The 24,091-nt window shown below is 63.6% G+C and carries 21 protein-coding genes and 1 riboswitch; of the genes, 8 read left to right on the forward strand and 13 right to left on the reverse strand.

Features of this window, described 5'->3' with window-relative positions:
- Positions 1 to 40 precede the first annotated feature (40 nt).
- From R8871_RS16910 to R8871_RS16920, 3 genes are all read right to left on the reverse strand, one after another.
- On the reverse strand, positions 41 to 676 hold the full coding sequence (locus tag R8871_RS16910) for a carbonic anhydrase (RefSeq protein WP_175051477.1): 636 nt from the start codon (positions 674 to 676) through the stop codon (positions 41 to 43).
- Between the two features lie 219 nt (positions 677 to 895).
- On the reverse strand, positions 896 to 1,399 hold the full coding sequence (locus R8871_RS16915; protein WP_175051478.1) for a lipocalin-like domain-containing protein: 504 nt from the start codon (positions 1,397 to 1,399) through the stop codon (positions 896 to 898).
- Positions 1,400 to 1,582: 183 nt separating this feature from the next.
- Complete coding sequence (locus R8871_RS16920) at positions 1,583 to 1,843, reverse strand: DUF1488 family protein (protein WP_169490214.1); 261 nt, start codon at positions 1,841 to 1,843, stop codon at positions 1,583 to 1,585.
- Between the two features lie 238 nt (positions 1,844 to 2,081).
- Between R8871_RS16920 and R8871_RS16925 the strand changes: the two genes are divergently transcribed.
- On the forward strand, positions 2,082 to 3,575 hold the full coding sequence (locus R8871_RS16925; protein WP_175051479.1) for an MDR family MFS transporter: 1,494 nt from the start codon (positions 2,082 to 2,084) through the stop codon (positions 3,573 to 3,575).
- 6 nt (positions 3,576 to 3,581) lie between these two features.
- On the opposite strand, the gene R8871_RS16930 is transcribed toward R8871_RS16925, so the two are convergent.
- The 3 genes from R8871_RS16930 to R8871_RS16940 form a co-directional block, all read right to left on the reverse strand.
- On the reverse strand, positions 3,582 to 4,703 hold the full coding sequence (locus R8871_RS16930) for an alpha/beta hydrolase family protein (protein WP_175051480.1): 1,122 nt from the start codon (positions 4,701 to 4,703) through the stop codon (positions 3,582 to 3,584).
- Positions 4,704 to 4,705: 2 nt separating this feature from the next.
- Positions 4,706 to 5,602: an AraC family transcriptional regulator gene (locus R8871_RS16935; RefSeq protein ID WP_407673163.1), complete on the reverse strand. Its 897-nt coding sequence runs from the start codon at positions 5,600 to 5,602 to the stop codon at positions 4,706 to 4,708.
- A gap of 83 nt (positions 5,603 to 5,685) precedes the next feature.
- Positions 5,686 to 6,546, reverse strand: a complete 861-nt coding sequence (locus R8871_RS16940) for a LysR substrate-binding domain-containing protein (RefSeq protein ID WP_175051481.1) — start codon at positions 6,544 to 6,546, stop codon at positions 5,686 to 5,688.
- Positions 6,547 to 6,763: 217 nt separating this feature from the next.
- Here R8871_RS16940 and speB point away from each other — a divergent pair, with 217 nt between their 5' ends.
- On the forward strand, positions 6,764 to 7,750 hold the full coding sequence (gene speB / locus R8871_RS16945; protein ID WP_175051482.1) for an agmatinase: 987 nt from the start codon (positions 6,764 to 6,766) through the stop codon (positions 7,748 to 7,750).
- Positions 7,751 to 7,805: 55 nt separating this feature from the next.
- Positions 7,806 to 8,915: a polyamine ABC transporter substrate-binding protein gene (locus R8871_RS16950; protein WP_175051791.1), complete on the forward strand. Its 1,110-nt coding sequence runs from the start codon at positions 7,806 to 7,808 to the stop codon at positions 8,913 to 8,915.
- A gap of 28 nt (positions 8,916 to 8,943) precedes the next feature.
- Here the strand turns inward: R8871_RS16950 and cobM are convergent, their stop codons facing one another.
- The 4 genes from cobM to cbiE are packed head-to-tail and all read right to left on the reverse strand — an operon-like array spanning position 8,944 to position 12,835.
- Positions 8,944 to 9,672 carry a precorrin-4 C(11)-methyltransferase gene (cobM, locus tag R8871_RS16955; RefSeq protein WP_175051483.1) on the reverse strand — a complete coding sequence of 243 codons (729 nt, stop codon included), beginning with the start codon at positions 9,670 to 9,672 and terminating at the stop codon, positions 8,944 to 8,946.
- A gap of 45 nt (positions 9,673 to 9,717) precedes the next feature.
- Positions 9,718 to 10,440, reverse strand: coding sequence for a cobalt-precorrin-6A reductase (locus R8871_RS16960; RefSeq protein ID WP_175051484.1), 723 nt, complete (start codon positions 10,438 to 10,440; stop codon positions 9,718 to 9,720).
- Positions 10,437 to 11,525, reverse strand: coding sequence for a cobalt-precorrin-5B (C(1))-methyltransferase (locus R8871_RS16965; protein ID WP_175051485.1), 1,089 nt, complete (start codon positions 11,523 to 11,525; stop codon positions 10,437 to 10,439). The genes R8871_RS16960 and R8871_RS16965 overlap by 4 nt, the downstream gene beginning before the upstream one ends.
- Positions 11,525 to 12,835 (reverse strand): precorrin-6y C5,15-methyltransferase (decarboxylating) subunit CbiE, encoded by a 1,311-nt coding sequence (gene cbiE, locus R8871_RS16970; protein ID WP_175051486.1) that lies wholly within the window; start codon positions 12,833 to 12,835, stop codon positions 11,525 to 11,527. The genes R8871_RS16965 and cbiE overlap by 1 nt, the downstream gene beginning before the upstream one ends.
- A gap of 84 nt (positions 12,836 to 12,919) precedes the next feature.
- Positions 12,920 to 13,098, forward strand: a riboswitch (cobalamin riboswitch).
- Positions 13,099 to 13,182: 84 nt separating this feature from the next.
- Between cbiE and R8871_RS16975 the strand changes: the two genes are divergently transcribed.
- The 4 genes from R8871_RS16975 to cobJ are packed head-to-tail and all read left to right on the forward strand — an operon-like array spanning position 13,183 to position 17,916.
- Positions 13,183 to 14,781, forward strand: coding sequence for an oxidoreductase (locus tag R8871_RS16975; protein ID WP_175051487.1), 1,599 nt, complete (start codon positions 13,183 to 13,185; stop codon positions 14,779 to 14,781).
- Positions 14,774 to 15,400, forward strand: coding sequence for a precorrin-8X methylmutase (locus tag R8871_RS16980; RefSeq protein ID WP_175051488.1), 627 nt, complete (start codon positions 14,774 to 14,776; stop codon positions 15,398 to 15,400). Before R8871_RS16975 ends, R8871_RS16980 begins: the two co-directional genes overlap by 8 nt.
- On the forward strand, positions 15,401 to 16,132 hold the full coding sequence (locus R8871_RS16985; protein ID WP_054035389.1) for a precorrin-2 C(20)-methyltransferase: 732 nt from the start codon (positions 15,401 to 15,403) through the stop codon (positions 16,130 to 16,132).
- Positions 16,120 to 17,916, forward strand: a complete 1,797-nt coding sequence (cobJ, locus tag R8871_RS16990) for a precorrin-3B C(17)-methyltransferase (protein ID WP_175051489.1) — start codon at positions 16,120 to 16,122, stop codon at positions 17,914 to 17,916. The genes R8871_RS16985 and cobJ overlap by 13 nt, the downstream gene beginning before the upstream one ends.
- Positions 17,917 to 17,926: 10 nt before the next feature.
- On the opposite strand, the gene R8871_RS16995 is transcribed toward cobJ, so the two are convergent.
- From R8871_RS16995 to R8871_RS17005, 3 genes are read right to left on the reverse strand one after another with little or no spacing between them, the layout of a single operon-like run.
- The gene (locus R8871_RS16995) at positions 17,927 to 18,754 is read right to left on the reverse strand and encodes an alpha/beta hydrolase (RefSeq protein WP_175051490.1); all 828 of its coding nucleotides are present in this window, start codon (positions 18,752 to 18,754) and stop codon (positions 17,927 to 17,929) included.
- A gap of 45 nt (positions 18,755 to 18,799) precedes the next feature.
- Complete coding sequence (locus R8871_RS17000; protein ID WP_175051491.1) at positions 18,800 to 21,424, reverse strand: AAA family ATPase; 2,625 nt, start codon at positions 21,422 to 21,424, stop codon at positions 18,800 to 18,802.
- On the reverse strand, positions 21,421 to 22,563 hold the full coding sequence (locus R8871_RS17005) for a metallophosphoesterase family protein (protein ID WP_175051492.1): 1,143 nt from the start codon (positions 22,561 to 22,563) through the stop codon (positions 21,421 to 21,423). The genes R8871_RS17000 and R8871_RS17005 overlap by 4 nt, the downstream gene beginning before the upstream one ends.
- A gap of 194 nt (positions 22,564 to 22,757) precedes the next feature.
- On the opposite strand from R8871_RS17005, the gene R8871_RS17010 reads away from it, so the two are divergent.
- Positions 22,758 to 24,038 carry a DUF445 domain-containing protein gene (locus R8871_RS17010; RefSeq protein WP_175051493.1) on the forward strand — a complete coding sequence of 427 codons (1,281 nt, stop codon included), beginning with the start codon at positions 22,758 to 22,760 and terminating at the stop codon, positions 24,036 to 24,038.
- The last annotated feature ends 53 nt before the right edge of the window (positions 24,039 to 24,091 follow it).

Raw genomic sequence — 24,091 nt, forward strand, 5'->3', positions numbered from 1 at the left:
GGCTTACCGCACCCGCTCTTCGTGGGACAGCCGTGCGCGGCTAGACAGCGTAAATTTCAGTGTTGTCCGCCAACGGCAAAAACTCTCCTGTGCGCCCATCGAGTGCGAGCATCACGCCGCTTTCGATATTGAAGATCCAGCCGTGCAGTCGCAACGATTTGTTCGTGAGGCCCACAGCCACTGACGGATGCGTGCGAATGTTCGCGAGTTGCGCCATCACATTATCTTTGACCAGCGCGTCGAGCCGCTCTGCATCCGACGCATACGTTCGCGATGCGTTGATCGCTTTCGCCGCGTCGGCGTGACGGAGCCAACCCGCCACGGCCGGCAGATGGTCGAGGTTCGTGCACGTGCAGATCGCCGTCATCGCCCCGCAGTTGGAGTGACCGCAAATCACGATATCCCGCACACCCAGCACCGCCACCGCATATTCGACGGTAGCCGATACGCCGCCCGGCTCCGGACCGTAAGACGGCACGATGTTGCCCGCGTTGCGGATCACGAACAGCGCACCGGGTTCCACCTGAGTCAATAGCTCGGGAACGACACGGCTGTCCGAGCAGGTCACGAACAGCGTGCGCGGACTTTGCGCGACCGATAAGCGTTTGAACAATGCGCTTTGCTGCGGGAAGACCTCGCGTTGAAAGCGGATGAGCCCTTCTATGATTTCCTGCACGACATTCTCCGGATAGTCAAAGCCTCACCCTGCCCAGTGTGCGGCAAGGTTCAAGGCGTGTCTGCGATCGGTTGGCGCGACTATACCGCAGCACATAAAAAAGCCGTAGCTCACGTTCATGTACCTGACGGCGTTGCAATTGATTGTGTCGTACTCGATGGCATTGCTCATGCACATCGGGGCAGTCCAGATTATCGCTGTGATTGCGGGCAAGGCACGCTATCTGATTCGTTGCCACACCACTTTCGACGATCCATAGCCGAAGGCGCCGGGCGTGATGTACGTCAGCCGGTCACCGTCGAGCGTAAATGGCCGTTGCTGAACATCCGCGTCCCAGTTCGGAAACGTGCTCTTCTGAATATGAAAGGCGATAATCCGCGCCGCCGGGTCCACGCTATACGTGCCGAAATGCGCGACGTTGCCGCGCGCGATCTTCGCGTTTTCTTCCGGCGTGCTTTGCTGCCTGTCACCAGAAGCGAACTTCGGCAGGTCGGAACTCAGCACGAGCAACACGTAACGGCCGTCATTGCCGAAGATGAGTTGCCCTTGCGGATGCGGACCGAGCAATTCCACTTCGTTGCCGCTCCTCGCCACCGTCAGCGAGACAAGCGACCACGACCCCACGAGGCTGTCCGCGGCTTGAGCAAAAGCGCTTCGCACTGGCGCGCACCATGCTGCAAGCGCGATCACGATGACGGCGAGAACCTGGCAAGTTGATTTCATGACACTCTCCACGCGCGCGAGGACGTGAGACGTGAGGTCAGACGAATCCATTGCGCTTCGCTAGTGCGGATTGGATCGAGTGCTTTGAAGCGTAGGTGGTTTGCGGGTGAAAAGCTATCGGAGCAGGCCCGGCGCGCAGATGCCGGACCGCCCTCCCAGGTCAGGGCCTGGGACGTTCAGGCCTCAATTAAAATCCCCGGTTTCTAGCTCCACGGATTGTCCCCCGTTTTTTTCGAGGACCCGCCGCGTAGCATTTTCAATCCGCGCGCGATTGGCCTCGAAGGTACCGACCAGATTGTGGGCCGACGGGCCCTCGTTGCCGAAATGGTCGTTCAGCGCATCCAGCGACACGCTGCACCAGACGTCAGCCCCATCGACATTAGCTTCGAAGGCTACGCGCGCCGCTGCCACCACTTCACGGCGTCCGGTGAATTCGATCCTCATAATGACCCTCCATTTGGCGAAAGTAGCGGTGAACGCGCAAAGGCTGTGCCAGGCTGAGGCTTTGAAGCCGGATCAAAACCGCTTAAGCCTGACCATCGCCGAGCGTGTTCAGCACACATTCTCCGCAAGGTGCATACTCGACATCGGCCGCCTTCGTGCGGCCGCGCTTTTGCGTCGCGGCATGCCTGCCACCTGTCACGCCATCAGACGCCTCCAACATCCTAATACTACCCGCCCCATGTCCCGCAGCCCGCAATCGTCGCGTCCCTTAGTCATTGCCGCAGTCATGGCATCAATGGCGATGGTCGCCATCGAAGCCACCATCGTTTCCACCGCCATGCCGCAGATCGTCGCTCAACTCGGCGATCTGCATCTGTATAGCTGGGTCTTTTCGTCGTTCCTGCTGACGCAAACCGCGATGACCGTGGTGTTCGGCAAGCTTGCCGATCTGTATGGGCGCAAGCCGGTCATACTCGCCGGCATCGCCATCTTTCTGCTCGGCTCGGTGCTGGCCGGCTTCGCATGGTCGATGCCGGCCATGATCGTGTTCCGTCTGATCCAGGGCGTCGGCGCGGGTGCGATCCAGCCGGTCACGCTGACCGTCGTCGCCGATCTCTATCCGGCGCGCGAACGCGGCAAGGTGCAAGGCTATCTCGCCAGCGTATGGGCCATTTCAGCGGTGGTCGGCCCGATGGTCGGCGGCTTCATCATTCACAACCTGTCGTGGGCATGGATCTTCTGGATGAACGTGCCGATCGGTCTTGCCTCGGCAGCCGGCTTCATCGCGTTCCTGCGCGAATCGGAACGGCATGCGCGTCCGTCGATCGACTTCGCGGGCGCGGCGCTGTTCATGGCGGCGATCGCGGCGCTGATGATGGCGCTGACTTATGCAGGCGACGACGACATCGCCAAGGCATTGCTTTCCGGTGGCGCGTTCACGCTGTGCCTGCTGTTGTTCGTGTTTCAGGAACGCCGCGCAACTGAGCCGATGATATCCTTCGCGCTCTGGAGCCGCCGGCCGATTGCCGCGTGCAATGCAGCAACCGTGCTGTCCGGCATGATCCTGATGGGCTCCACCACCTTCCTGCCGATGTACGTTCAGGGCGTGCTGCACCGCTCGCCGGTGGTCGCCGGCCTTGCGCTCACGATGATGATGGTGGGCTGGCCCGCAGGCGCGACGCTCGCGGCAAAAACGTTTCACCGGATCGGCTTGCGGCGCATTCTGATCGGCGGCAGCGCGTTTATCCCGATCGGCGCGGTGCTGTTGCTGTTCCTGCAGCCTGGCGGCTCGCCGCTCATCGCGGCGTTCGGCTCGCTCATCATGGGTTTCGGCATGGGCACGTCGAGCGTCAGTTCGCTGGTGCTGATCCAGGAGATCGTCAAGATGGACGAGCGCGGGAGCGCCACCGCATCGAATCTCTTTTCGCGCAATCTTGGCAGCACACTGGGCGCGACGTTATTTGGCGCGGTGCTCAACTTCGGGCTCAGTCACTCGAAGGACGTCGCCGTGGTCACGTCCGATCAACTGAAGGCACTGTTGCAGAATCAGGTAGCGAGTCTTGCCGATAGCGACATGATCCGCATGGTGCTGCATCAATCGCTGCACCTGACCTTTATCTCGATCTTCGCGATTGCGATTTTTGTGGTCGTGCTGCTGGGCTTCGTGCCGGCGATCAACATCGGGCCGGCGAAGCAGGTGCCACTTGAAGCGTTGTCGCCGCTTGAGGACTGAGCTCCGCTACGTGCCGCCGGCAGGCAACGTGACTGCGAAGAAATCGATCGCCCGTTGGGCCGTCTGCGCGTGGATCGCGTCGCGATCCACGCCCGGATTGTCCTTGCAGATGGTCGCAAGACGTTCGAAGCCTGCGGGCAAGCAGGTATCGAGAAAGGTGTAGTGCGCCGCGCCCGGCACCATCGTGACCTTTGCCTTCGGCATAAAACCCGCGATGCGGTGGATGTTGGTATCCACCGGCGCGGTCACATCGGCCTCGCCTGCGAGTAATGACACGGGGATGCTGACGTCGGCAAACGAAGTGCTATCGAACGCCTCGCCCAAGGCCGGCGCGATCGCAAAGACTGCCTTGATGCGCGGGTCGCGATACGAGTTGCCGGCGCGTGCTCGTGACGCCTTCGTCTCAGGAGAAAGCGTGGCGAGCGTCAAGGCAGGCGCGCCTGGGTCCTCATGGATCCTGGCGGCTTCCGGCGGATGACAGATGGCATCGGCCTGCGGTGACGCGCAGAAGCGCTCGAACGCCGCCAGATTGGTGCGCGCGCCCGCCAGTTCAAGCACCGTGTATCCACCGAGCGAGAAACCCACCGCGCCGATCCGGTCCCGGTCGACATGCGGACCCAGCATCGGGTCGGCAAGCACGCCATCGAGCACCTCGCTTGCGTCCGTGGCGCGTTCCCACCAGAGCATGAAGCCGTCGAGGGTCATCGGCTCGAATGCGTTGTTACCTGGATGGTTGGTACCGGCGACGATATAGCCTTCGGCCGCGAGCGCCGATGCCAGCCAGTCGAGACTGTCCGCCGTGCCGCCGGTGCCGTGTGAGAGTACGAGCAGAGGATATTTTGCGCGCGCGCTCGACAGAGGCGCATCGACAGCAGCAGGATGTCCGTGGAAAAACGGACGATCGTGCGCGCCAATGTCATGCGTGACTTCCGGGTTTGTCAGATCGGCCGGATACCAGATGGTCGTCACAAGCGCCTGCGTCTGGGCCCCACGCCAATAACGCGCCACAGCAGGATGAAAGACACGCGTCGCCTCGCCCACATGCAAGGTCTGATCTGCCGGCGCGGCAACCGCCGCCGACCACAACGCAGCCGCGCTTGCGAAGGCGGCGCAGTAACGACGAAACATGTTCAGTCCTTGCGAATGGGGATCATCAGATCCGTGACGCAGGCGTGCTGCAATCCGGCAACCATGAGGTTCCGGTACACCTCGAGCCCCGGACGGTCGTCGTGCGCATAGCCGCTTTGCGGCAGCCAGCCACCGTAGAGAGCCCGGAAGGTCGGCGCGATCAACGCATACGGACCGATCAGCCTATGGACCGCATACAGGCCGCCCTCCACGCGCACCGCCTCGATTGCCTCGCCCTCCACCGTTCGCGGCACGCTAGGAGACTTGGCGACGATGCCGGCGTAATACTGGAAGCCACCGCTTAGCGCGGGATCGTGCATACAGAGGCCAACGCGTTGCCCCTTCGCCGAATTCCCTTCGCAGCGCAGCATGTCCATCAGCGACCGGTAGGTCTGCCCGATTGTCGCGATGGGGCCATCGTGGCGAAGGCACATGAGATCGATCGGTGCGATCTCGGCGAGTTCGACGGCAGGCAAAACCGACATCCGGCTTTCAGTCGCGGCGGCCTCGCATAGCTCACTTGTGCGGCGCGCCTTGGACGGCGCGGCGAGGCGTTTCTGCCGCGCCTTGAATTCACTCGGCGTAACCCCGGTGAAACCGCGAAACGCGCGTGCAAAGGCCTGTGGACTGTTGTAACCGGCGTCGTGCGCGACGGTGGTGACCAGCGCCGCAGCATCGGTAAGCCTTTGCGCGGCCTGAGCGAGCCGCAGGCGTTGCACGGTCTCGACCACGCTCTCGCCGGTCAATGCGCGATAGATGCGATGGAAGTGATATGGCGACAGATGCGCCACCGCGGCAAGGCTCTCGAGCGTGTGCGGCGCGCCGGGCTCCACCAGGATCGCCTCGATTACGCGGGCAATCCGTCGACGGTAATCGCGTTCGGTGCTGGGCTTCATCATCGCGCTAGGATAGCTGCCTCAATGACGGAAGATGGTGCAGAGCTTGCGATATTTTCCGGGGTGCTGCGCGCGTGAGACGCGCCTCAACCACCATCCCGGCAGAGCCTCACCATCCACGCATAAACCGCATCCACCGCAGCGGAACGCGCCGGCTGGGCGGAGCGCATCAGCCACAGCGGCGCGAGTGCGAAGCCCGGCACCTGCGGCAAGACCTCGACCCGCCCGCTCGTCAACGCGTCGCCGGCGGTGAGCCGGGACACCATCGCGATGCCCGCTTCCTGCTCGGCTGCCGCCACAAGGATGCGGGGGTCGTCGACCGTCATCGCGCGCCGCGTGCGCAAACCGCCGCGCCTTAGCTCAGGCAACCACGGCGCCCATTCCGGACGCTGCTCCAGCACCAGCAAAGGCGCCTGCGTCAACACCTCGGGAAAGGGCATTGAACGCAGACGGCGCGCGGTCACCGGTCCGCAGATGGCGACCGCCTCCTCGTCAAGCAAAGGCTCGCAGATCACTTCGGGCGTGCGGATCTCCTTCGCGGAAACGATCAGGTCGACATCGACGCGATCGATCTCGTTGACCTCGTCCCCGGTGACGAGCCAGATCTCGATGTTCGGCATGGCCTCCGAAAACGCCGGCATGCGCGGCATGATCCAGCCCGTCGCAAACTGCGGCGCGCAATAGATGATCACCGAGTCGGGGTTGCCATAGGGCTCGATGCGATCGCGCCCATCCGCGAGGGTTGTCATCGCCGACGTCACGGTCTGCGCGAACAGCGCGCCGGCAGCCGTCAGCGCCACGCCGCGCCCGATCCGCCGGAACAGCGGGACGCCTGCCCACTCCTCGAGTTGCTGGATCTGATGGCTGATCGCCGACTGGGTCAGCGCGAGTTCTTGCGCCGCGCGCGTGAAGCTGCCGAGGCGCGCGGCGGCGTCGAAAGCGAGCAAGGCCTGCAGAGGGGGAAGTCTACGCATCGGTCGCCAGGGTCGTGGGCACGGACAGATATTAAAAATATCGATACTTCCAGCAAGATTCTTCGCTTTTCGCCGGAATATTGCCTCGCAATGATAGCGCCAGTTGCCCTACACACACCGCATGCTGTTTCCGCAGACATGAGAAATATTTGTGTGACGGCGCTTATCGAAACTGACCGGATCGACGTGTATGACCCTGAATCTGACCGCTTTGCACCCCGCCTCGACCACGCCTGCCGCGAGCACTGACGTGGCCGGCCAACCTCATCCGCCCACCTACGCAGGCGTGCTGTCTTTCATGCGCCGCCCCTACACACGCGATCTCACCGGCGTCGACGTCGCCGTATCGGGCATTCCGCTCGATCTCGCGACCACCTTCCGGCCCGGCACGCGCTTCGGCCCGGCGGGTATGCGCGCAGCCTCGGTGCAACTGGCCGAACTGGGCGCGTTTCCGTGGGGTATCGACCCTTTCGATCATCTGAACGTGGTCGACTACGGCGACTGCTGGTTCGACGCCCACAACCCGCTCGGCATTCGCGACGCGATCATCGCCCACGCTCGCGAGATTCTCGCCACGGGCACCCGCATGCTGACACTCGGCGGCGACCACTACATCACCTACCCGCTGCTGGTCGCGCACGCTGAAAAGTACGGCAAACCGTTGAGCCTGATCCACTTCGACGCGCATTGCGACACGTGGCCGGACGACAACCCCGATTCGCTCAATCACGGCACGATGTTCTACAAGGCGATCCGTGAGGGGCTGATCGATCCGGCGCGCTCGGTGCAGATCGGCATTCGCACCTGGAACGAGGATTTCATGGGCGTGCGCATTCTCGACGCGCCGTGGGTCCATCGCAATGGCACACAGGCAACCATCGACGAAGTGCTGTCGATTGTCGGCGATGCGCCCACCTACCTCACCTTCGACATCGACTGTCTCGATCCGGCTTTCGCGCCCGGTACGGGCACGCCGGTGGCGGGCGGCCTGAGCTCGGCACAGGCGCTGGAAATCGTTCGCGCGCTGGGCGCGGTGAATCTGATCGGCGCGGACGTGGTGGAAGTGTCGCCGCCCTACGACCACAGCGACGTCACCGCGCTCGCCGCGGCCCATCTTGCCGCCGACATGCTGTGCCTGATGCGCAATCAGAAGCTGCAACGCCATCAGCGTATGTAAGGCCGCGACCGCTTTGTTGAACCCTCTCTGGACGACCATCATGCCCCACACCTTCATGAAGCCGAGGCCGGCCGCGCCGCTGCTCGCAGCGCCGTTGTTCTGCGCGCTCTGCGCGTTCGGCACCGCCGCGCACGCCGACGAAAAGCAGCTCAATCTGTACAACTGGGCCGACTACATCGCGAAAGACACCGTGCCGAACTTCGAGAAGGAGTCCGGCATTCATGTGCAATACGATGTCTACGACGGCGACGAAACCTTGCAGGCAAAACTGCTGACGGGTTCGACCGGCTACGACGTCGTGGTGCCGACCTCAAACTTTCTCGCCAAGCAGATCGAAGCCGGCATCTACCAGAAGCTCGACAAATCGAAACTGCCGAACCTGGTGAATCTCGACCGCAGTCTGCTCAAGCTGGTCGCCGATGCGGACCCCGGCAATCAGTACGCGGTGCCGTGGGCATGGGGCACCACGGGGTTCGGCTACAACGTCACGCGGGTCAAAAAGATTCTCGGCAACGATGCGCCGCTCGACAACTGGGACATCCTCTTCAAGCCCGAATATCTGAGCAAGCTGAAGAGTTGCGGTGTGTCGATACTCGATGCGCCAACCGATGTGTTCGCGGTCACGCTGCACTATCTCGGCCGCGATCCGAACAGCGTGAATCCGGCCGACTACCAGGCCGCGTACGACGCGCTGAAGAAAATCCGTCCGTACGTCACGCAGTTCAATGCGACGAGTTATATCAACGATCTCGCCGGCGACGACATCTGTTTCGCGTTGAGCTGGTCGGGCGACGTGTCGATGGCGAGCCATCGCGCGCGCGAGGCCAACAAGAGCTACGAGGTCAAATACTTCATTCCTCAAGGCGGGGCGCCGGTGTGGTTCGACATGATGGCGATCCCCAAAGATGCGCCGCATCCGGAGGCGGCGCTCGACTGGATCAACTACATCGAGCGCCCGGAGGTTCATGCCGGGATCACCAATGCGGTGTTCTATCCGAATGCAGACGCCGCCGCACGCAAATTCGTGCGACCGGAAATTCTCAACGATCCGACTGTGTATCCGCCTGAGTCCGTGCTGAAAACCTTGTTTCTGCTCAAGCCCTTGCCTGCCCAGATCAAACGCCTGGAGGGCAGGCTATGGGCACAGTTGAAGACTGGCGGATAACGGATCGGCTGAGTCGGCGGCGTGCGGGTCAGTCGCCTTTCGCGTACAACGTCGACTCCGCGAATCCTTCTGCCGCCAGCACCTGTCCCACCAGGATCAGCGCAGTCCGCTCGATGTTGGTGGACTGCACTTTGCTGACGATATCGTCGAGCGTGCCGGTGATTTTTTCTTCATCCGGCCAGCTAGCGCGATAGATCACCGCGATCGGACACGCGCCGCCGTAATGCGGCCGTAGTTCATCGACGATGCGAGCGAGATGGCGCACACCGAGGTGAATTGCCATCGTCGCGCGATGTCTCGCGAGGTCGGCGAGTTGCTCGCCTTCCGGCATGGTCGTTTTGCTTGCGAAGCGCGTGAGGATCAGCGTCTGCGAAATGTTGGGCAGCGTAAGTTCGCAGCCGAGTGTGGCCGCGCATGCCGCGGTTGCTGTGACGCCAGGCACGATCTCGTAGGGAATGTCGAGTTCGCGAAGTCTGCGGATCTGCTCGCCGATCGCGCCGTACAACGACGGGTCGCCGGAATGCACACGCGCCACGTCCTGGTCTTTGTCGTGTGCGGCCTTGAGTAAGGCAACGATCTGATCGAGGTCGAGCTCGGCGGTATTTACGACCTGCTCCGCGCTATGCCCCTCGAGCACAGCGGCCGGCACCAGCGAGCCGGCGTACAGGATCACCGGGCACCCGCGTACAAGGCGCTGCCCTTTCACTGTGATCAGTTCCGGATCGCCGGGACCCGCGCCGATAAAAAACACCGTCATTCACTACTCCATGATTCGTTGGCCGGCATGACATGCATGCGCCATTTAACCTGAGACTTGCAATGCTTCCAGCAAGTCGGCCACCGTTGCAAACTCGCGATCGACTGCGGGCAATGCAGGACGCCGCAGCATGACGACCGGCAAGCCGCGTTCACGCGCGACTTCGAGTTTCGCTTCGGTGGCGTTGCCGCCGCTGTTTTTACTGACGACGACATCGAATGCTTCAGCGCTGAACAACGCTCGCTCGCCCTCAAGCGTAAACGGGCCGCGTGTCGCCAGAATCCGCGCACGTGGATGGGCTTCGCGTGCATCGAGGCAGCGTACCGTCCAGAATTGCTGCGAGGGGATTTCGTCGAGATGCGCGAGCGGTTCGCGTCCGAGTGTGAACAGCGGTCGCTTGAATGCAACGAGCGCGGCCGTGAGTTCGGTCCAATCGTCGACCATGCGCCAGTCGTCGCCGGCTTGCGGCTGCCATCCCGCGCGACGCAGCGCCCAGCACGGTACGCGCGCCGCATTGCTTGCTTTCGCGGCATTGGCACTGATCTGCGCGGCGTACGGATGTGTCGCGTCGATCACGAGGCTGATGCGTTGGTCCTCGATATAACGCGCCAACCCTTCGCTACCGCCGAAGCCGCCCACGCGCACCTCGCATGACAGATCGTCCGGCACCTTGCCAAGGCCCGCGAGACTGTACACGTGCTCAGGGCCGAGTTGTCTGGCGATCCGCAAAGCGTCGCCTGTACCGCCGAGCAGCAGGACTCGCGTCATTGCGCGACCCCGATCAGATTGCCCTGGCGGTCGATCGCGAACATTTCGACGGTAACCTGTGGCGGCACGATATCGCGCGCTACGGCGAGCGCATGCTGGCAGACAATGTTGCCGAGCGGCACGTGCTGCGCGTGCGCCAACGCGACCGCCTGCTGGCTCGTATTGGCGGCGAGGATCGCCGCCTGCAATGCGTCGTCGGCGCCATATTCGGCGGCCCACGTTGCGAGCCGTTCCAGATCGATGCTCGAATTCCGGCTATGCAGATCGAGATGGCCGGCTGCCAGCTTGCTGAGTTTGCCGAAGCCGCCGCACACGCTCAAACGCTCGACCGGTGCGCGCTTCATATGCTTGAGCACCGCGCCGACGAAGTCGCCCATTTCGATCAGTGCGATGTCCGGCAGACTGTAATGCGCGCGCATCGCGTCTTCGCTTGCGTTGCCGGTGCAGGCCGCGAGATGCAGGTAACCGTTCGCACGCGCGACGTCGATGCCCTGATGAATCGACGCGATATAGGCCGAGCACGAGAACGGCCGCACGATGCCGGTGGTGCCGAGAATCGACAGGCCGCCGAGAATGCCGAGGCGCGGATTCATCGTTTTCAGTGCGAGTGCTTCGCCGCCTTCCACGCCGATCGTTACTTCGAAGCCGCCGGTGTACCCATGTTCCGCTGCGAGCTCGGTCAGATGCTCGGTCATCATCTTGCGCGGGACGGGATTGATCGCCGGTTCGCCGACGGGCAGCGTGAGACCGGCGCGCGTCACCGTGCCAACGCCTGGCCCCGCACGGAATATCACACCCGGTTCGGCAAGCAGGCGCACGCGGGCAAATACGATCGCGCCGTGTGTCACGTCGGGGTCGTCGCCTGCGTCTTTTACTGTGCCGGCTTCCGCGCCATCGGCGGTCAAGCGGCAGAACACCAGCGGCATCGGCACATGCTGGCCCTTCGGCAACACGATCTCCGCGACCTCGCTGACAATACCCGCGAGCAACAGACGCGCGGCCGCGAGCGACGTCGCGGTGGCGCAACTGCCGGTCGTGTAGCCGCTACGCAGCGGCGCGGGTTGTTCGGGCGTTTCTTCGCGCATTACGGGTGAGGTGGTGAGCCGGCTGAACTGGCTGACTTGCTGGATGTGGCGCTCGTGACTGAGGTGCCGTCGGTGCCGCTCATGCCGCTCGTGCCGCTCGTGCCGCTGGCCAGCTTGGTAACCTCCAGCAGCGTAATCGGCAGCGCCTGGCGCCACGTATCGAAGCCGCCAAGCGGCTGTGCATCGGCCAGCGCGATGCGTGTCAACGTGCCGCCGTGTTGCTCACGCCACGCCGCCAGCGCTGCCTCGCCTTGCAAGGTCACGGCATTGGCAACCAGCCTCCCGCCGTCGCGCAAGCGCGCCCAGCAGGCGTCGAGCACGCCCGGCACCGTCACGCCACCGCCGATGAATACGGCGTCCGGCACAGCCAACCCCTCCAACGCATCGGGTGCGCGGCCGGCCACCAGTTGCAAACCCGGCACGCCCAACGCATCGCGATTGTGCTCAATGAACCGCTGCCGCTCCGCGTGCCCTTCGATCGCGATCGCGCGGCAGGTCGGGTGTGCGCGCATCCATTCGATGCCGATCGAGCCGCTGCCCGCGCCCACATCCCAGAGCAATTCGCCGGGCGTCGGCGCAAGGCGCGCCAGCGTGATCGCGCGGACGTCGCGCTTGGTCAACTGACCATCGTGGCGAAAGGCATCGTCGGGCAAGCCGACGGTCAGCGGCAAACGCGGGGCGCCTTCCGTTGCACGGCATTCGAGCGCGATCAGGTTCAGCGCCGCCACTTCGCTCGCGGGCCACTGGTCCGCCCGGCCATCGATACACCGCTCCAGATCGCCACCCAAATGCTCCAGCACGGTCATCCGGGTCGCGCCGAAACCGCGCGCATTCAGCAGTTCGGCCAGCGCTGCGGGCGTCCGCCCGTCGGCACTCAGCACGAAGACGCGCGCGCCGTCGTGCAGATGAGCATTCAGCGTCGGCAACGGCCGTCCCACCAGCGAAACCGCGGCGACATCCTGCAACGGCCAGCCAAGCCGCGCCGCCGCCAGCGACAACGACGAGGGCGCGGGCAGTACCCGCAACTCACCTGCCGGCAACTGCCGCGCGAGCGTCGCGCCTACGCCGAACAGCATCGGGTCCCCACTCGCCAGCACACACACCGGCCCCTTACGCTCCGCCAGCAAAGGCGCGAGATCGAACGGCTTCGGCCATGCCGCACGGCGCGCGGCGAGGCGTGCGGGCAGCATCGCCAGATGACGCTCACCGCCATAAACCACCGATGCTTCCAGCAAAGCACGCCGCGCGGGCCTGCCCAAGCCGGCGAAGCCGTCATCGCCTATGCCCACCACGGTCAGCCACGCCGGCATGCATCCATCCTCATTCTGTATCGTCAAATATTGCGCTGTGCCACGCCGATCAAAGCGTCCAGCCTCGTTGTGCTGTTCGAAAAAAGGCATAATACAGCCGCCGGTGCCCTTCGGGGCCGAAGAGGGAACACAGTGTCGCTGTGGCTGCCCCCGCAACTGTATGCAGCGAGTCCGCCTGCGCTCCGCGCCACTGGTTAGACCGGGAAGGCCGCGGCGGACCACGACCTGCCAGCCAGGAGACCTGCCGGCCAGACTGTTCGTGCCAGCCTACATCGGGCGGGGTGTACCGATGCCGCAGCAATGCCCGTTTTGCGGCTTGCTCGGGCCGTCGCGCGACGCTCAACCCGGTGTCCGTCTTGAATCAAGCTTCGCCCTCCACTGCTTTGCATGACGCGGCTCTCGTGCCGCGGCCTTCGGCGTGTCCGGGGCTGCTGCGCATCGTTGCCGCGCGCGATGGAGGGATTTGCCGGATCAAATTGCCAGGCGGCGAGTTGAGCGCGGCCCAGGCGGCGGTGATTGCCGACGTAAGCGAGCGGCATGCGGCGGGTGTGGTTGAAGTGACCAATCGCGCGAATCTGCAGGTGCGTGGCGTGCGAAGCGGGCATGAGGCGGCGTTGATCGCGGCGTTGGTCGATGCGGGGCTTGGGCCGATTCCAGCGGGCGGTGTGGTAGACGTTGACAACTCGCTGCTCGCGACGTCACAACACGCGCCTGACTCAATTTCTGCATCCGCTGCGGACGATGTGCGCAATGTGATGGTGAGCCCGACTGCCGGACGCGATCCATTTGCGCTGTTCGATACGAGGCCGCTTTGCGTCGAACTGCTCACCTTGCTGCAATCCGAAGCGCGATTCGCGGCGCTATCGCCGAAATTCGCGCTTCTGCTCGATGGTGGTGAGCGTCTTGCGAGGCTGGATCATCCGCATGATGTCTGGCTGGCAGCCACGCAGGCCGAAGACGGCGTGCGGTTTGTGTTCGGAATGGCGGGTTGTCCGCCTGTGATGGCCGACGCGAACACAGGCGCGAATGCCGATGCCGATGCCGATGCCGATGCCGATGCCGATGCCGATGCCGATGCCGATGCCTTCCAGCATATCGCGCGTACCGGCTCGCATGGCTTCGCTGACCATCCTAGTCCGAACGACACCGGCGCTCTCGCCGCAGTGCTGCCTTCGCAAGTCGCCGACCTCGTCCGCGCGCTGCTGCACACGTTTCTCGATCTGGCCGCCCCGGACGCCACGCGCATGCGTCACCTGCTCGCCACGCATTCCATCGACGCGCTGTTGCAGCACGCTCAAACGTATGTCGATTTCCCGCTGTCACGCGACACGTCGCTCGCAAACTGGCAGCGCCCCACGCCTGCCGACGCCACGTTGCGACTCGGCGCGCATCCACAGCGGGTCATGGGAATGCTGCACGTAGGCGGCCAACCGCCGCTCGGACGCCTCGACGCCGCGACTTTGCGCGGCCTCGCCACGCTCTCGCAACAGCACGGCAACGGCACGCTGCGCATGACGCCGTGGCAAAGCGTGTTGTTGCCCGATATCGCCGCCGATACCGCGGCCGCCGTGCTCGCTGAAATGAACGCGCTGGGCCTCGCCTGCGATCCCACCCAGCCGATGACACGCCTGATCGCCTGCGCCGGTTCCACAGGATGCGCGAAAAGCCTCGCCGACACCAAAGCCGACGCGTTGCTTCTGGCGGATCGCTTACCCGATGGCGTCGATGTCCATCTGAGCGGCTGTCCGCGCTCATGCGCCGCCGCACATTGCGCGCCGTACACGCTGCTGGCCGCGGCGCCCGGCATCTACGACCTTTATCGCCGCGACGGCCAGCCGGGTTTCGGCTCGTGCGTCGCGCACCAACTCACGATCGAACAGGCCGCCGATATGCTCGACCTACTGGCACACTCGGCACACCCGGCCCGGAGCCCCTCAGATGCTTGATTACATTCGCGACGGTCAGGAGATCTATCGCCAATCCTTCGCGACAATACGTGCGGAGGCGGACTTATCGCGCATCCCCGTCGACCTCGAGAAACTCGCGGTGCGCGTGATCCACGCCTGCGGCATGGTCGACGTCGTTGACGATCTTCAGTTTTCCGAAGGCGCAGGCACAGCGGGCCGTACGGCGCTGGCGCAAGGCGCGCCGATTCTGTGCGATGCCGGCATGGTGGCGCAAGGCATCACGCGCGCACGGCTGCCTGCCAACAACGAGGTGATCTGCACGCTGACGCATCAGGACGTGCCCGCGCTCGCACGCGAACTCGGTAATACGCGCTCGGCTGCCGCGCTCGAATTGTGGCGACCGCAGCTGGCCGGCAGCGTCGTCGTGATCGGCAATGCGCCGACCGCCCTCTTTCATCTACTCGACATGCTCGATGCCGGTGCGCCGAAGCCTGCGCTGATCCTCGGTTTTCCGGTCGGTTTTGTCGGCGCGGCCGAATCGAAAGCGATGCTTGCCGAAGACAGCCGCGGCGTGCCCTTCGTCGTGGTTCACGGGCGACGCGGCGGCAGCGCAATGGCCGCCGCTGCTGTAAACGCGCTCGCGACGGAGGTCGAATAAATGACGGTGCAAGGACGTTTGTTCGGACTCGGCGTCGGCCCCGGCGACCCGGAACTCATCACGCTGAAAGCGCTGCGTTTGCTGAAAGCGGCACCCGTAGTCGCGTATTTCGTCGCGAAGGGTAAGAAGGGCAACGCCTTCAGCATCATCGAGGCGCATTTGCATGACGCTCAACAGCATCTGCCGCTCGTCTATCCCGTCACGACCGAAGCGCTCGAACCGCCGCTTTCGTATGAGGCGATCATCGCCGACTTCTACGACACCGCTGCGGAGATCGTCGCCGGCCATCTCGATGCGGGCCGCGACGTCGCGGTGATTTGCGAAGGCGATCCGTTCTTCTACGGCTCGTATATGTATTTGCACGACCGCCTCGCGGCGCGTTTCGAAGCCGAAGTCGTGCCCGGTGTGTGCTCGATGCTCGGCGGTGCAGCGGTACTCGGCTCGCCGCTGGTGTATCGCAATCAGAGTCTGTCGGTGCTCTCCGGCGTGTTGCCCGAAGACGAACTGCGCCGGCGTCTCGCCGATGCCGACGCCGCGGTCATCATGAAACTCGGCCGCAACTTCGATAAGGTGCGGCGCGTGCTGGGTGAACTCGGGCTCGCGCATCGTGCGCTCTACGTGGAACGCGCGACGATGGGCAATCAGCGCATCGTGCCGCTCGACGAGGTCGACCCGATGGCCTCGCCATATTTTTCGCTGCTCGTGGTGCCGGGGGAAAAATGGCAAGGTTGACGCCACCCGCAATCGTGATTCTCGGTGCGGGCGCGTTGGAGACCGCACGGCGTATCCAGATGCTGTATGCAGGCTGCCAGGTTCATGCCTTGCAGGGCCGAGTCGAGGCTGACGTCCCGTACACGGAACTCCGCGCGCATCTGTGTGATCTGTACGCGCGCGGCACGCCGATCATCGCGTTGTGCGCTGCCGGAATCGTGATTCGTTGCGTCGCGCCCTTGTTGTCGAATAAGGGCGTCGAGCCGCCGGTGCTGGCCGTTGCAGAAGACGGCAGCGCGGTCGTGCCCTTGCTCGGCGGCCTTGCTGGCGTCAACGTGATGGCTCGCGAAATTGCGGCTGCGTTGACCGTATCGCCGGCGATTACGACGAGTGGAGAATTGCGTTTCGGCACATGTGTGCTCAATCCGCCTGAGGGATATGCGCTTGCCGATATAGCGCAAGGTAAGCGCTTCGTGTCCGATCTGCTTGCCGGAGAAAGCACGCGCATCGAGGGTGAGGCGCCGTGGCTCGATGATGCGCAATTGCCTCGCTCGGAATCGGCACGTCTCGCGATCCGCGTGACGCCGCGTGCGTGGGATGGGCGCGACGATGAGTTGGTGATTCATCCGCGGAGTGTGGTGGCGGCCGTGACCGTTCCGGCTGCCGGTGAGCAATCGAATACAGATACGAATACGGACTCCGGCGCAAATTCCAGTGCTGATAGGCAGACAGCTTCCGGCGCGCGAATCGCCGCGGTTGTGCGCGAGGCATTGGACGCGCACGGTCTCGCCCCGCTGTCACTCGCAGCATTGCTGGTTCCTTCCGAACACATGGCGAACCCGGCGCTTGCCTCTGCCGCAGCTAACCTGAACGTGCCGCTGCGTTTTGCCCAGCCGGGCCCGGAGGACGGCGAGCCGCCGAGCAATTTGCTGCACGCCGCGCTGCGCGTCCCTTATCAAACCTTGCATGACGACGCGGACGCAGGCGTCGCGCTCGCATTGGCAGCATTGGCAATCGACCCGCACACGATTGGCCGTGCACGCGGCCGCTTGACCGTGATCGGCCTCGGCCCCGGCAGCGCGGACCTGATGGTGCCCGCCGCTCGAACGGCACTGAACGAAGCCACCGATATTCTCGGCTACGAAACCTACGTGAAAATGGCCGGCCCCCTGCGTGCCGACCAACGCGTACACGGCACGGACAATCGCGAAGAGATGCAGCGCGCGCGCCACGCGTTCGAACTTGCGAGCACAGGACGTTCTGTGGTGATGGTGTCGTCGGGCGACCCCGGCGTGTTCGCGATGGCGGCCGCGGTGCTTGAGGCGCTCGAAGAAGGCGCGTCGACGAACGCTGACTGGCGCGCGGTCCAGCTCGCCATCGTGCCAGGGGTGTCCGCGGCCATGGCAACCGCAGCGCAAGCCGGCGCGCCGTTGGGCCATGACTTCTGCATGCTGTCGTTATCCGACAATCTGAAACCGTGGAGCATCATCGAAAAACGCCTTCGGCATGCGGCCGAAGCGGATCTGGTGATGGCGTTCTACAACCCGATCTCTCGCGCACGCCCGTGCCAGCTGGATAAAGCGCTGGACATCGTGCGGGAATTCCGCGCTGCGACTACGAAAGTCGTGCTCGGCCGCGATATCGGCAGAGCGGGCAGCACACTACGCACGATCGCGCTCGGTGAACTGCGTTCTTCCGATGTGGACATGCGCACGATGGTGATCGTGGGGTCGTCGACGACACGCGCGTTTGCTAATGGCATCGATGGCGGTGAATGGGTTTACACGCCACGGTGGTATGAGTGAGCACCGTGGGTTATTTTCGCCCCATCCCGCTGACCAACGCCTCCATTTGCACGCCATCGGCCCGCGCGAGGTCCTCAAGAATCGTAAAGTGATTACACCCGGCAAGCGGCACGAACTCCACCTGTTCACCCGCTTGCCGGCACGCCGCCACGTACTCCTCCGAATGCCGAACCAGTTCAGGTAACTCGGCCGTGCCGACGCTGACCGTCATCGGCACACCTTTGCCGATATGCCGCATTGGGCTATACGCATCGATCTCCATCTGCGTTAGCTGCAACTTCTCATTGAGCCATGACATCGCAATCGGCTCCAGGTCCACCAATGCGCTGATCGGCATGGCATGTACGACAGACTCATGCGTACGATAATGCGCACTCAACTGCCCGCCCGCAGAATGCCCTGCAAGGCAAACGGGACCACGCGTGCCGAGCCCATCACGATTGGCCGCCAGTACGGCCAGCAGCGCATCGACCTCGTCGACGATCTGCGTCATCGACGCATCCGGTGCCAACGTGTACTCCGCGAGCACAACATTGAAGCCACGCCCAAGTGGCCCACTGGCGACAAACGCGAAATCTTCCTTGCTACGTGCCTGCCAGTAGCCGCCGTGTATGAACACGAAAATCGGCGCGTCAGGCCTTTCGCACGGAAACCAGTCGAAACGTTGCCGGGGCCGTGGACCGTACGCTACATCACGCCTGCACGGTAGAGCGGCATACAACGCCGCGCTGCGTTCCTGAAAGCCGAGCATGCGTTCAGCGACGTCGGCCACAGCCGCCACGTTGTCGTAGGCCGCACGCAGCGCCGCCTGATCCATGCCGCGAAAGAGTTGAGTCATGACGTTCCCGAGTCATTCAACCAAATCAAAGCGTCGCAAGGCGCTCTATGCCGCCACCTTCAAATCCTCAATCGCCCGCTGCCTGACGCCAAGATCGTCCCAAAGCTCCGGGTGGCACGTGAACACCAGAATCTGGTGACGCGTAGCCGCATCGATCAGCGCGCGCTTGATCGCATCGCGCCGAGTCGCATCGGTATGCACGGCCGCGTCGTCGAGCATCAGCAAGGTTGGGCGGCCCGACGCCTTCAAAAGATCCGCATAGGCCAGCCGGGTCAGAATGCCGAGTTGCTCCCGCGTACCGAAGCTCAACGCATCGAGCGTATCCGCCCGGCCATAACGGTCTAGTGTCGCCGGACTCAGATCGTCGCCGAGCGCAATTGTCGACTGCGGGAAAATCCGCTTCAGATAGTGCCCGAGCCGCTCGGTCAACGGCGCACGCAGTTGCGCCACCGCCGCATCACGTTCGTCGACAAGCACTTCGTCGAGCAGGCTCAAAGCGCTTGCTCGCAAGCTGAGTTCTTCCTTACGACGCGTGGCTTGCTCCACTGAAGCGTTCACTGCCGCGAGACGCTCGCCGAGCCCGGACGCGCCGACCGTCTCAAGCTGACTGCGCAACTGCGCGATCCGCAGTTGCCGTTCGTGCTGCTCGTTGCGCGCAAGTTCCGCCGACGCCCGATAGCGCTTCGCCTCAGCCGCCGGGTCGTCGAGACGCACAGCTTCCAACTCACGCTCGCGCCCTTCAAGCTGTTTCTTCAATGCCTCGACTTGCACGCGCTGCTCTACGATTTTCGTCTGCCACAGCGCGCGGTTGCGGCAGAACGCTTCGTCGGCCAGTTGCGCTTCCTTGCGCTGCAGCTGCGCGGCGAGCGATTCTGTCGTGGCCGTAGCCGTCGACCGCTTTTCCGCCGCTTGCTCCAATGCTTTTCTGGCGGCCTCCCGCGCATCACGCGCGATGTCGGCGTTGCGGCGGGCCTCGTCGAGCGGGGGCGCGGCGGAGACATCAGGCAAGGCCGCGAGGCGTCCGTTAGCCGATTGCAATCGCGCATCCGCCGAAGCCAACGCGGCCCGCAGCGCGTCGATACCCTGCGGCGCATGCACCTCGAGAATCTTCGCCTGGCTTTTCTGCTGCGCGACCAGCGCCTTCCACTGCTCGTGCCTGGCCTCCGCCTCACCCAGCGACGCCACGCCCAGCGTCTGCAACAGCTGCGCATGCTGGGCTTCGAGCGACGCCAACTCGGACAATCGCGCCGAAAGATCGGAAACGCCCGGAATCACGCGCAACTCACCGATCTCGCCAAGACCGATCAATTTCTCCTCGTCGAGCCGCAGCACGCCCTCGCCACTCACCTTCGCATCGCCGACGGTGATCGCGCCATTCAACCGGTATTCGATGCGCGTCATCGCCGCTTCGGTCCGGGCACGCAGCACGGTCAATTCTGCATCGAGCGACTGGAGCCGCTTCAGTTGCGCCCCGTCGATCTCGAGCGCGGCCGCTGCGCGCGTCGCTTCCAGCACGGCTTCGTTCGCCTTGCCGGCGGCCGTGATCGACGCTTCGAGCCGCTCGCTCTCGGTGCGGTGCAGAGCAATCTGACTGCGCAAATCGCCCGCGGTTACCGCGGCGTTCGCCAGTTCGTGCGCACGGTTAGCATCGGCAGACGCCTGCTCAAATTGCGCCACGCTCGCCTGAGCCTGTGCATGTTCGTTCTGAACCGTTGAAACATTGGCTCGTGCGGCATCAAGTTGCTGCCGCTCGCGCGTAACAGCGGCTTCCAGTTCAGTCGCCGCCTGTTCCTGCTGTAACGAAAGCGCTAACTCGGCGTCCTTCAATTGCAGCGATTGCGCCAACCCTTGAAGACTGCGTTCGAGTTCGGCCGCGGCGGCGGCGCGCTGTTGCGCCTGCACGGCCTTCTGCTCATGAAGCTCCCAGGGGCGCTTGCGTTGCGCGTCGTCGAAGGCTTCCTGCTGCGTGGCAAGCCGCACGATGTTCTCGTCGAACTGCTGGCGCTGCTGCTCCAGCTCATCGCGCTCTTCGATCAGCGCCGTCAACGCCTGTTCGGCTTCGGCCAATGGGCCGGTGGACTTCTGCGTACGCGCCGTGAGCAGTTGCCGGAGTTCGCGCTGCACCGCGGCGATCAGCGCATCCTCACCGGCCGATTCATGGCCGCCCGACAGTTGCGACAACGCATCACGTAGATACTGCGCAGCATGTCCCGTGGAATCGCGCACCTCCTGCGTGCCGCCTTGTTGCACCCACAACAATCCGGGAACACCGGCGTTTTCCGCCTTCAGCGGCCCACGTGCGGCACGCGAAAAACCGAGCAGCGCGGCGAGCTTGTCTTCTGCTTCGTCCTCGCCGAACACCGTCTGACCGATCTTCAATTCGCAGCGCTGCCGGGTGACGAACTGCTTCGACAACCTGCATGCCGTGCCGTCCATATCGAACGTCACTTCAACCGACGGCTGCCCGCTCGCCTTGCCCCAAGGCAGCAGGTCTTTCAGATGCGAAGCCTTGTAGCGCTCGAGAAACACCGCCCGCACGGCTTCGGCGATCGTGCTCTTGCCGGCCTCGTTCGGGCCGGTGAACAGATTGAGTCCAGGCTGCAGATCGTCGATGACGAGCCGTCCGGTGAACTGCTTGAACTCCTGAATCGCGATGCTTTCCAGCTTCATGCGGACCTCGCTTCGCGCGGCAGTTCACGTTGAAAACGAGCCAGAAGCAATAACGCCTCTGCCGCGCGCTTAACCTGTTGCGGGTCGGACTGCGGGTCCTCCTGCAAGCCTCGCAGGCGTGCTACCACCTTGGCAAGGTAGCCGCTCTGCGCGCCGAGTTCGGCGAGGTCGTCGGCGGTGGGCAGCACCTGCAGGCCACTCAGATCGACGCGTAGCGCACGCACCCGCGCACGTGTTTCTTCCACCGCGACGTGAATCGCTTCGGCCTCGGCCAGTGCGGTCGAGCCGCTTACGGTCACCCGTAGCACGTCGTGGCTGCCTAACGCGCTGAGCCGCAGCTTGAGCGAATCGACGTCGGTCGGCACGGAGATCGTCTCTTCCCAACGATGCCATTGATATTTGCCGACCCGCACCGCTTCAACGGACGGCACGGCGCCGGGCTCAGCTAGCGTGACGTCGAGCATGAAGCCTGGATCGTTCGCGCGGAAACGGTCCTGCTCGTGCGTGCCGGCATACCAGGTGCGTTCGTCGACGCGCAAATGCCCGTGCCAGTCGCCGAGCGCGAGATAGTCCAGACGCGCGCTCGCTGCGCGCGTCGGCGCGATCGGGTTCGACGAATCGATGCCCTCCTGCAGGATTCCGCTCACGCTGCCATGCGCGAGTCCGATGCGGTGATAGCCGGGTGGTGTCTCCGTCGTGTCGAAGAAGCCCGTCGTGTCGTCGTAAGTGATGCGTTGCGTGAGCGGCGCGCAGAGCAACGCGCACTGGCAGGCGTCGAGCGTCACCACACCGGGTTCGAGCACCAGCCGCACATTCGGCGCGACGCAGTTCAGCCGTTGCGCACGGGTCCAGACGCTCTCGACCAGCGCGGCATCGTGATTGCCCGGCAGCATGATCCAGGGTCCGGAGAACGCCTGCAACGCACCGAACAAGCGGCGGATCACCGTATCCGAGACGGTCTGCAGGTCGAATACGTCGCCGGCAACCAGCACGGCGTCGACCTTGCGCGCCGCCGCTTCCTCAGCGATCCGGCGCACGGTTTCGAAGCGCGCTTCCGCGAGATGCGCGGCTTCGTCCGGCTCGAACTGGCCGAATTGCGTGCCTATCTGCCAGTCCGCGGTGTGCAGAAACCTGATCACTGTGCCTCCATTCTGTTCAATTGCGTCGTCGCTCAATGTTCATTCGGCGCTCATGTTACCGCGCCTGCGCTTAAAGAACGTCCTACGCCAACGCCACACGGCCGGAACAGCGGCGCTACACTCGCGTTTCTGGACCAGCACGCCAATCGCGCCGCACCATTCCAATCGAATCGAACCCCGCTGCCCTGCTGCCGATGAACAAAGAAACCGAACTGAAGAAGGCCAAGCGCACCCCGCTACTGCTGCTGGCGGCCGCCGCCTGCGTTTTCCTCGTGACCGCCTTCATGCCGCGCGGTCTCTGGGTGGACGGCATCAAAGCGGTAGCCGAGGCCGCCATGGTCGGCGCGCTCGCCGACTGGTTCGCCGTGGTCGCACTGTTTCGCCGCGTGCCGATCCCGATCGTCTCCGCGCATACCGCGATCATTCCGAAGAACAAGCACAAGATCGCCGACAACCTCGCCGTATTCGTGCAGGACAAATTTCTGGACGTGCCGTCGCTGGTCGGCCTGATCCAGAAACACGACCCGGCGCAAAGCATCACCGGCTGGCTGACGAAACCGGCCAATACCGCCCGTCTGGGTGACTACGTGGTCAAACTGACGGGCGGAATTCTCGAACTGACCGACGACGTGCGCATCCAGGTCTTCATCAAGGACGCCTTGCGCGACGTGCTGGCCAAGGTCGATCTGTCGCAATCCATGGGTTCGATTCTCGACACGCTCACCAGGGACGGCCGCCATCAGGAGCTGCTCGACGCCGGCATCGAGCAGGTCGTGGCGCTGTTGCGCGAACCGCAGGCGCGCGAGTTTATCGCTGAGCGCATCGTCGACTGGGTGAAGAGCGAATATCCGAAGATGGAGATGATCCTGCCGTCGGCATGGCTCGGCGAAAAAGGCGCCGAAGCGATCGCCAACGCGGTGAACCGGATGCTCGAACAGATCAGCGAGAACCCCGCTCATCAGTTGCGCCAGAAATTCGACGACGCGGCGCAGAAGCTGATCGTCAAACTCAAGACCGATCCGGCATTCCTGCAGAAAGGCGAGGAACTGAAGCGTTATCTGGTGGAAGGCGAAGCACTCAGTACGTATGTGAAGGACATGTGGGGCGAATTGCGCGCGTGGCTCAAACGCGATCTGCAAAGCAGCGATTCGGCCCTGCACGCGCGGGTGATGGCGATGGGCCAGTGGGTAGGTCGCGAACTGGCGCACGATCCCGCGCTGCGTCAGTCGCTGAACGACCATCTGGAAGAAGCGGCGCGCGCCATGGCGCCGGATTTTGCCCAGTTCCTCACGCGCCACATCAGCGATACAGTGAAGAACTGGGATGCACGCGAAATGTCACGGCAAATCGAGTTGAACATCGGTAAGGATTTGCAGTACATCCGCATCAACGGGACGATTGTGGGCGGCTTTATCGGCTTGCTGCTGTATGCGAGCTCACAGCTGTTCGAGCTGTTGCGTTTGCACATGGGCTAAGGATACGGCCGCCGCACGCCAAAGCGCCTACAATCCGGGCATATGAATTGCTC

The organism is Paraburkholderia sediminicola (genome assembly GCF_902859805.1).
GTDB lineage: Bacteria > Pseudomonadota > Gammaproteobacteria > Burkholderiales > Burkholderiaceae > Paraburkholderia > Paraburkholderia sediminicola.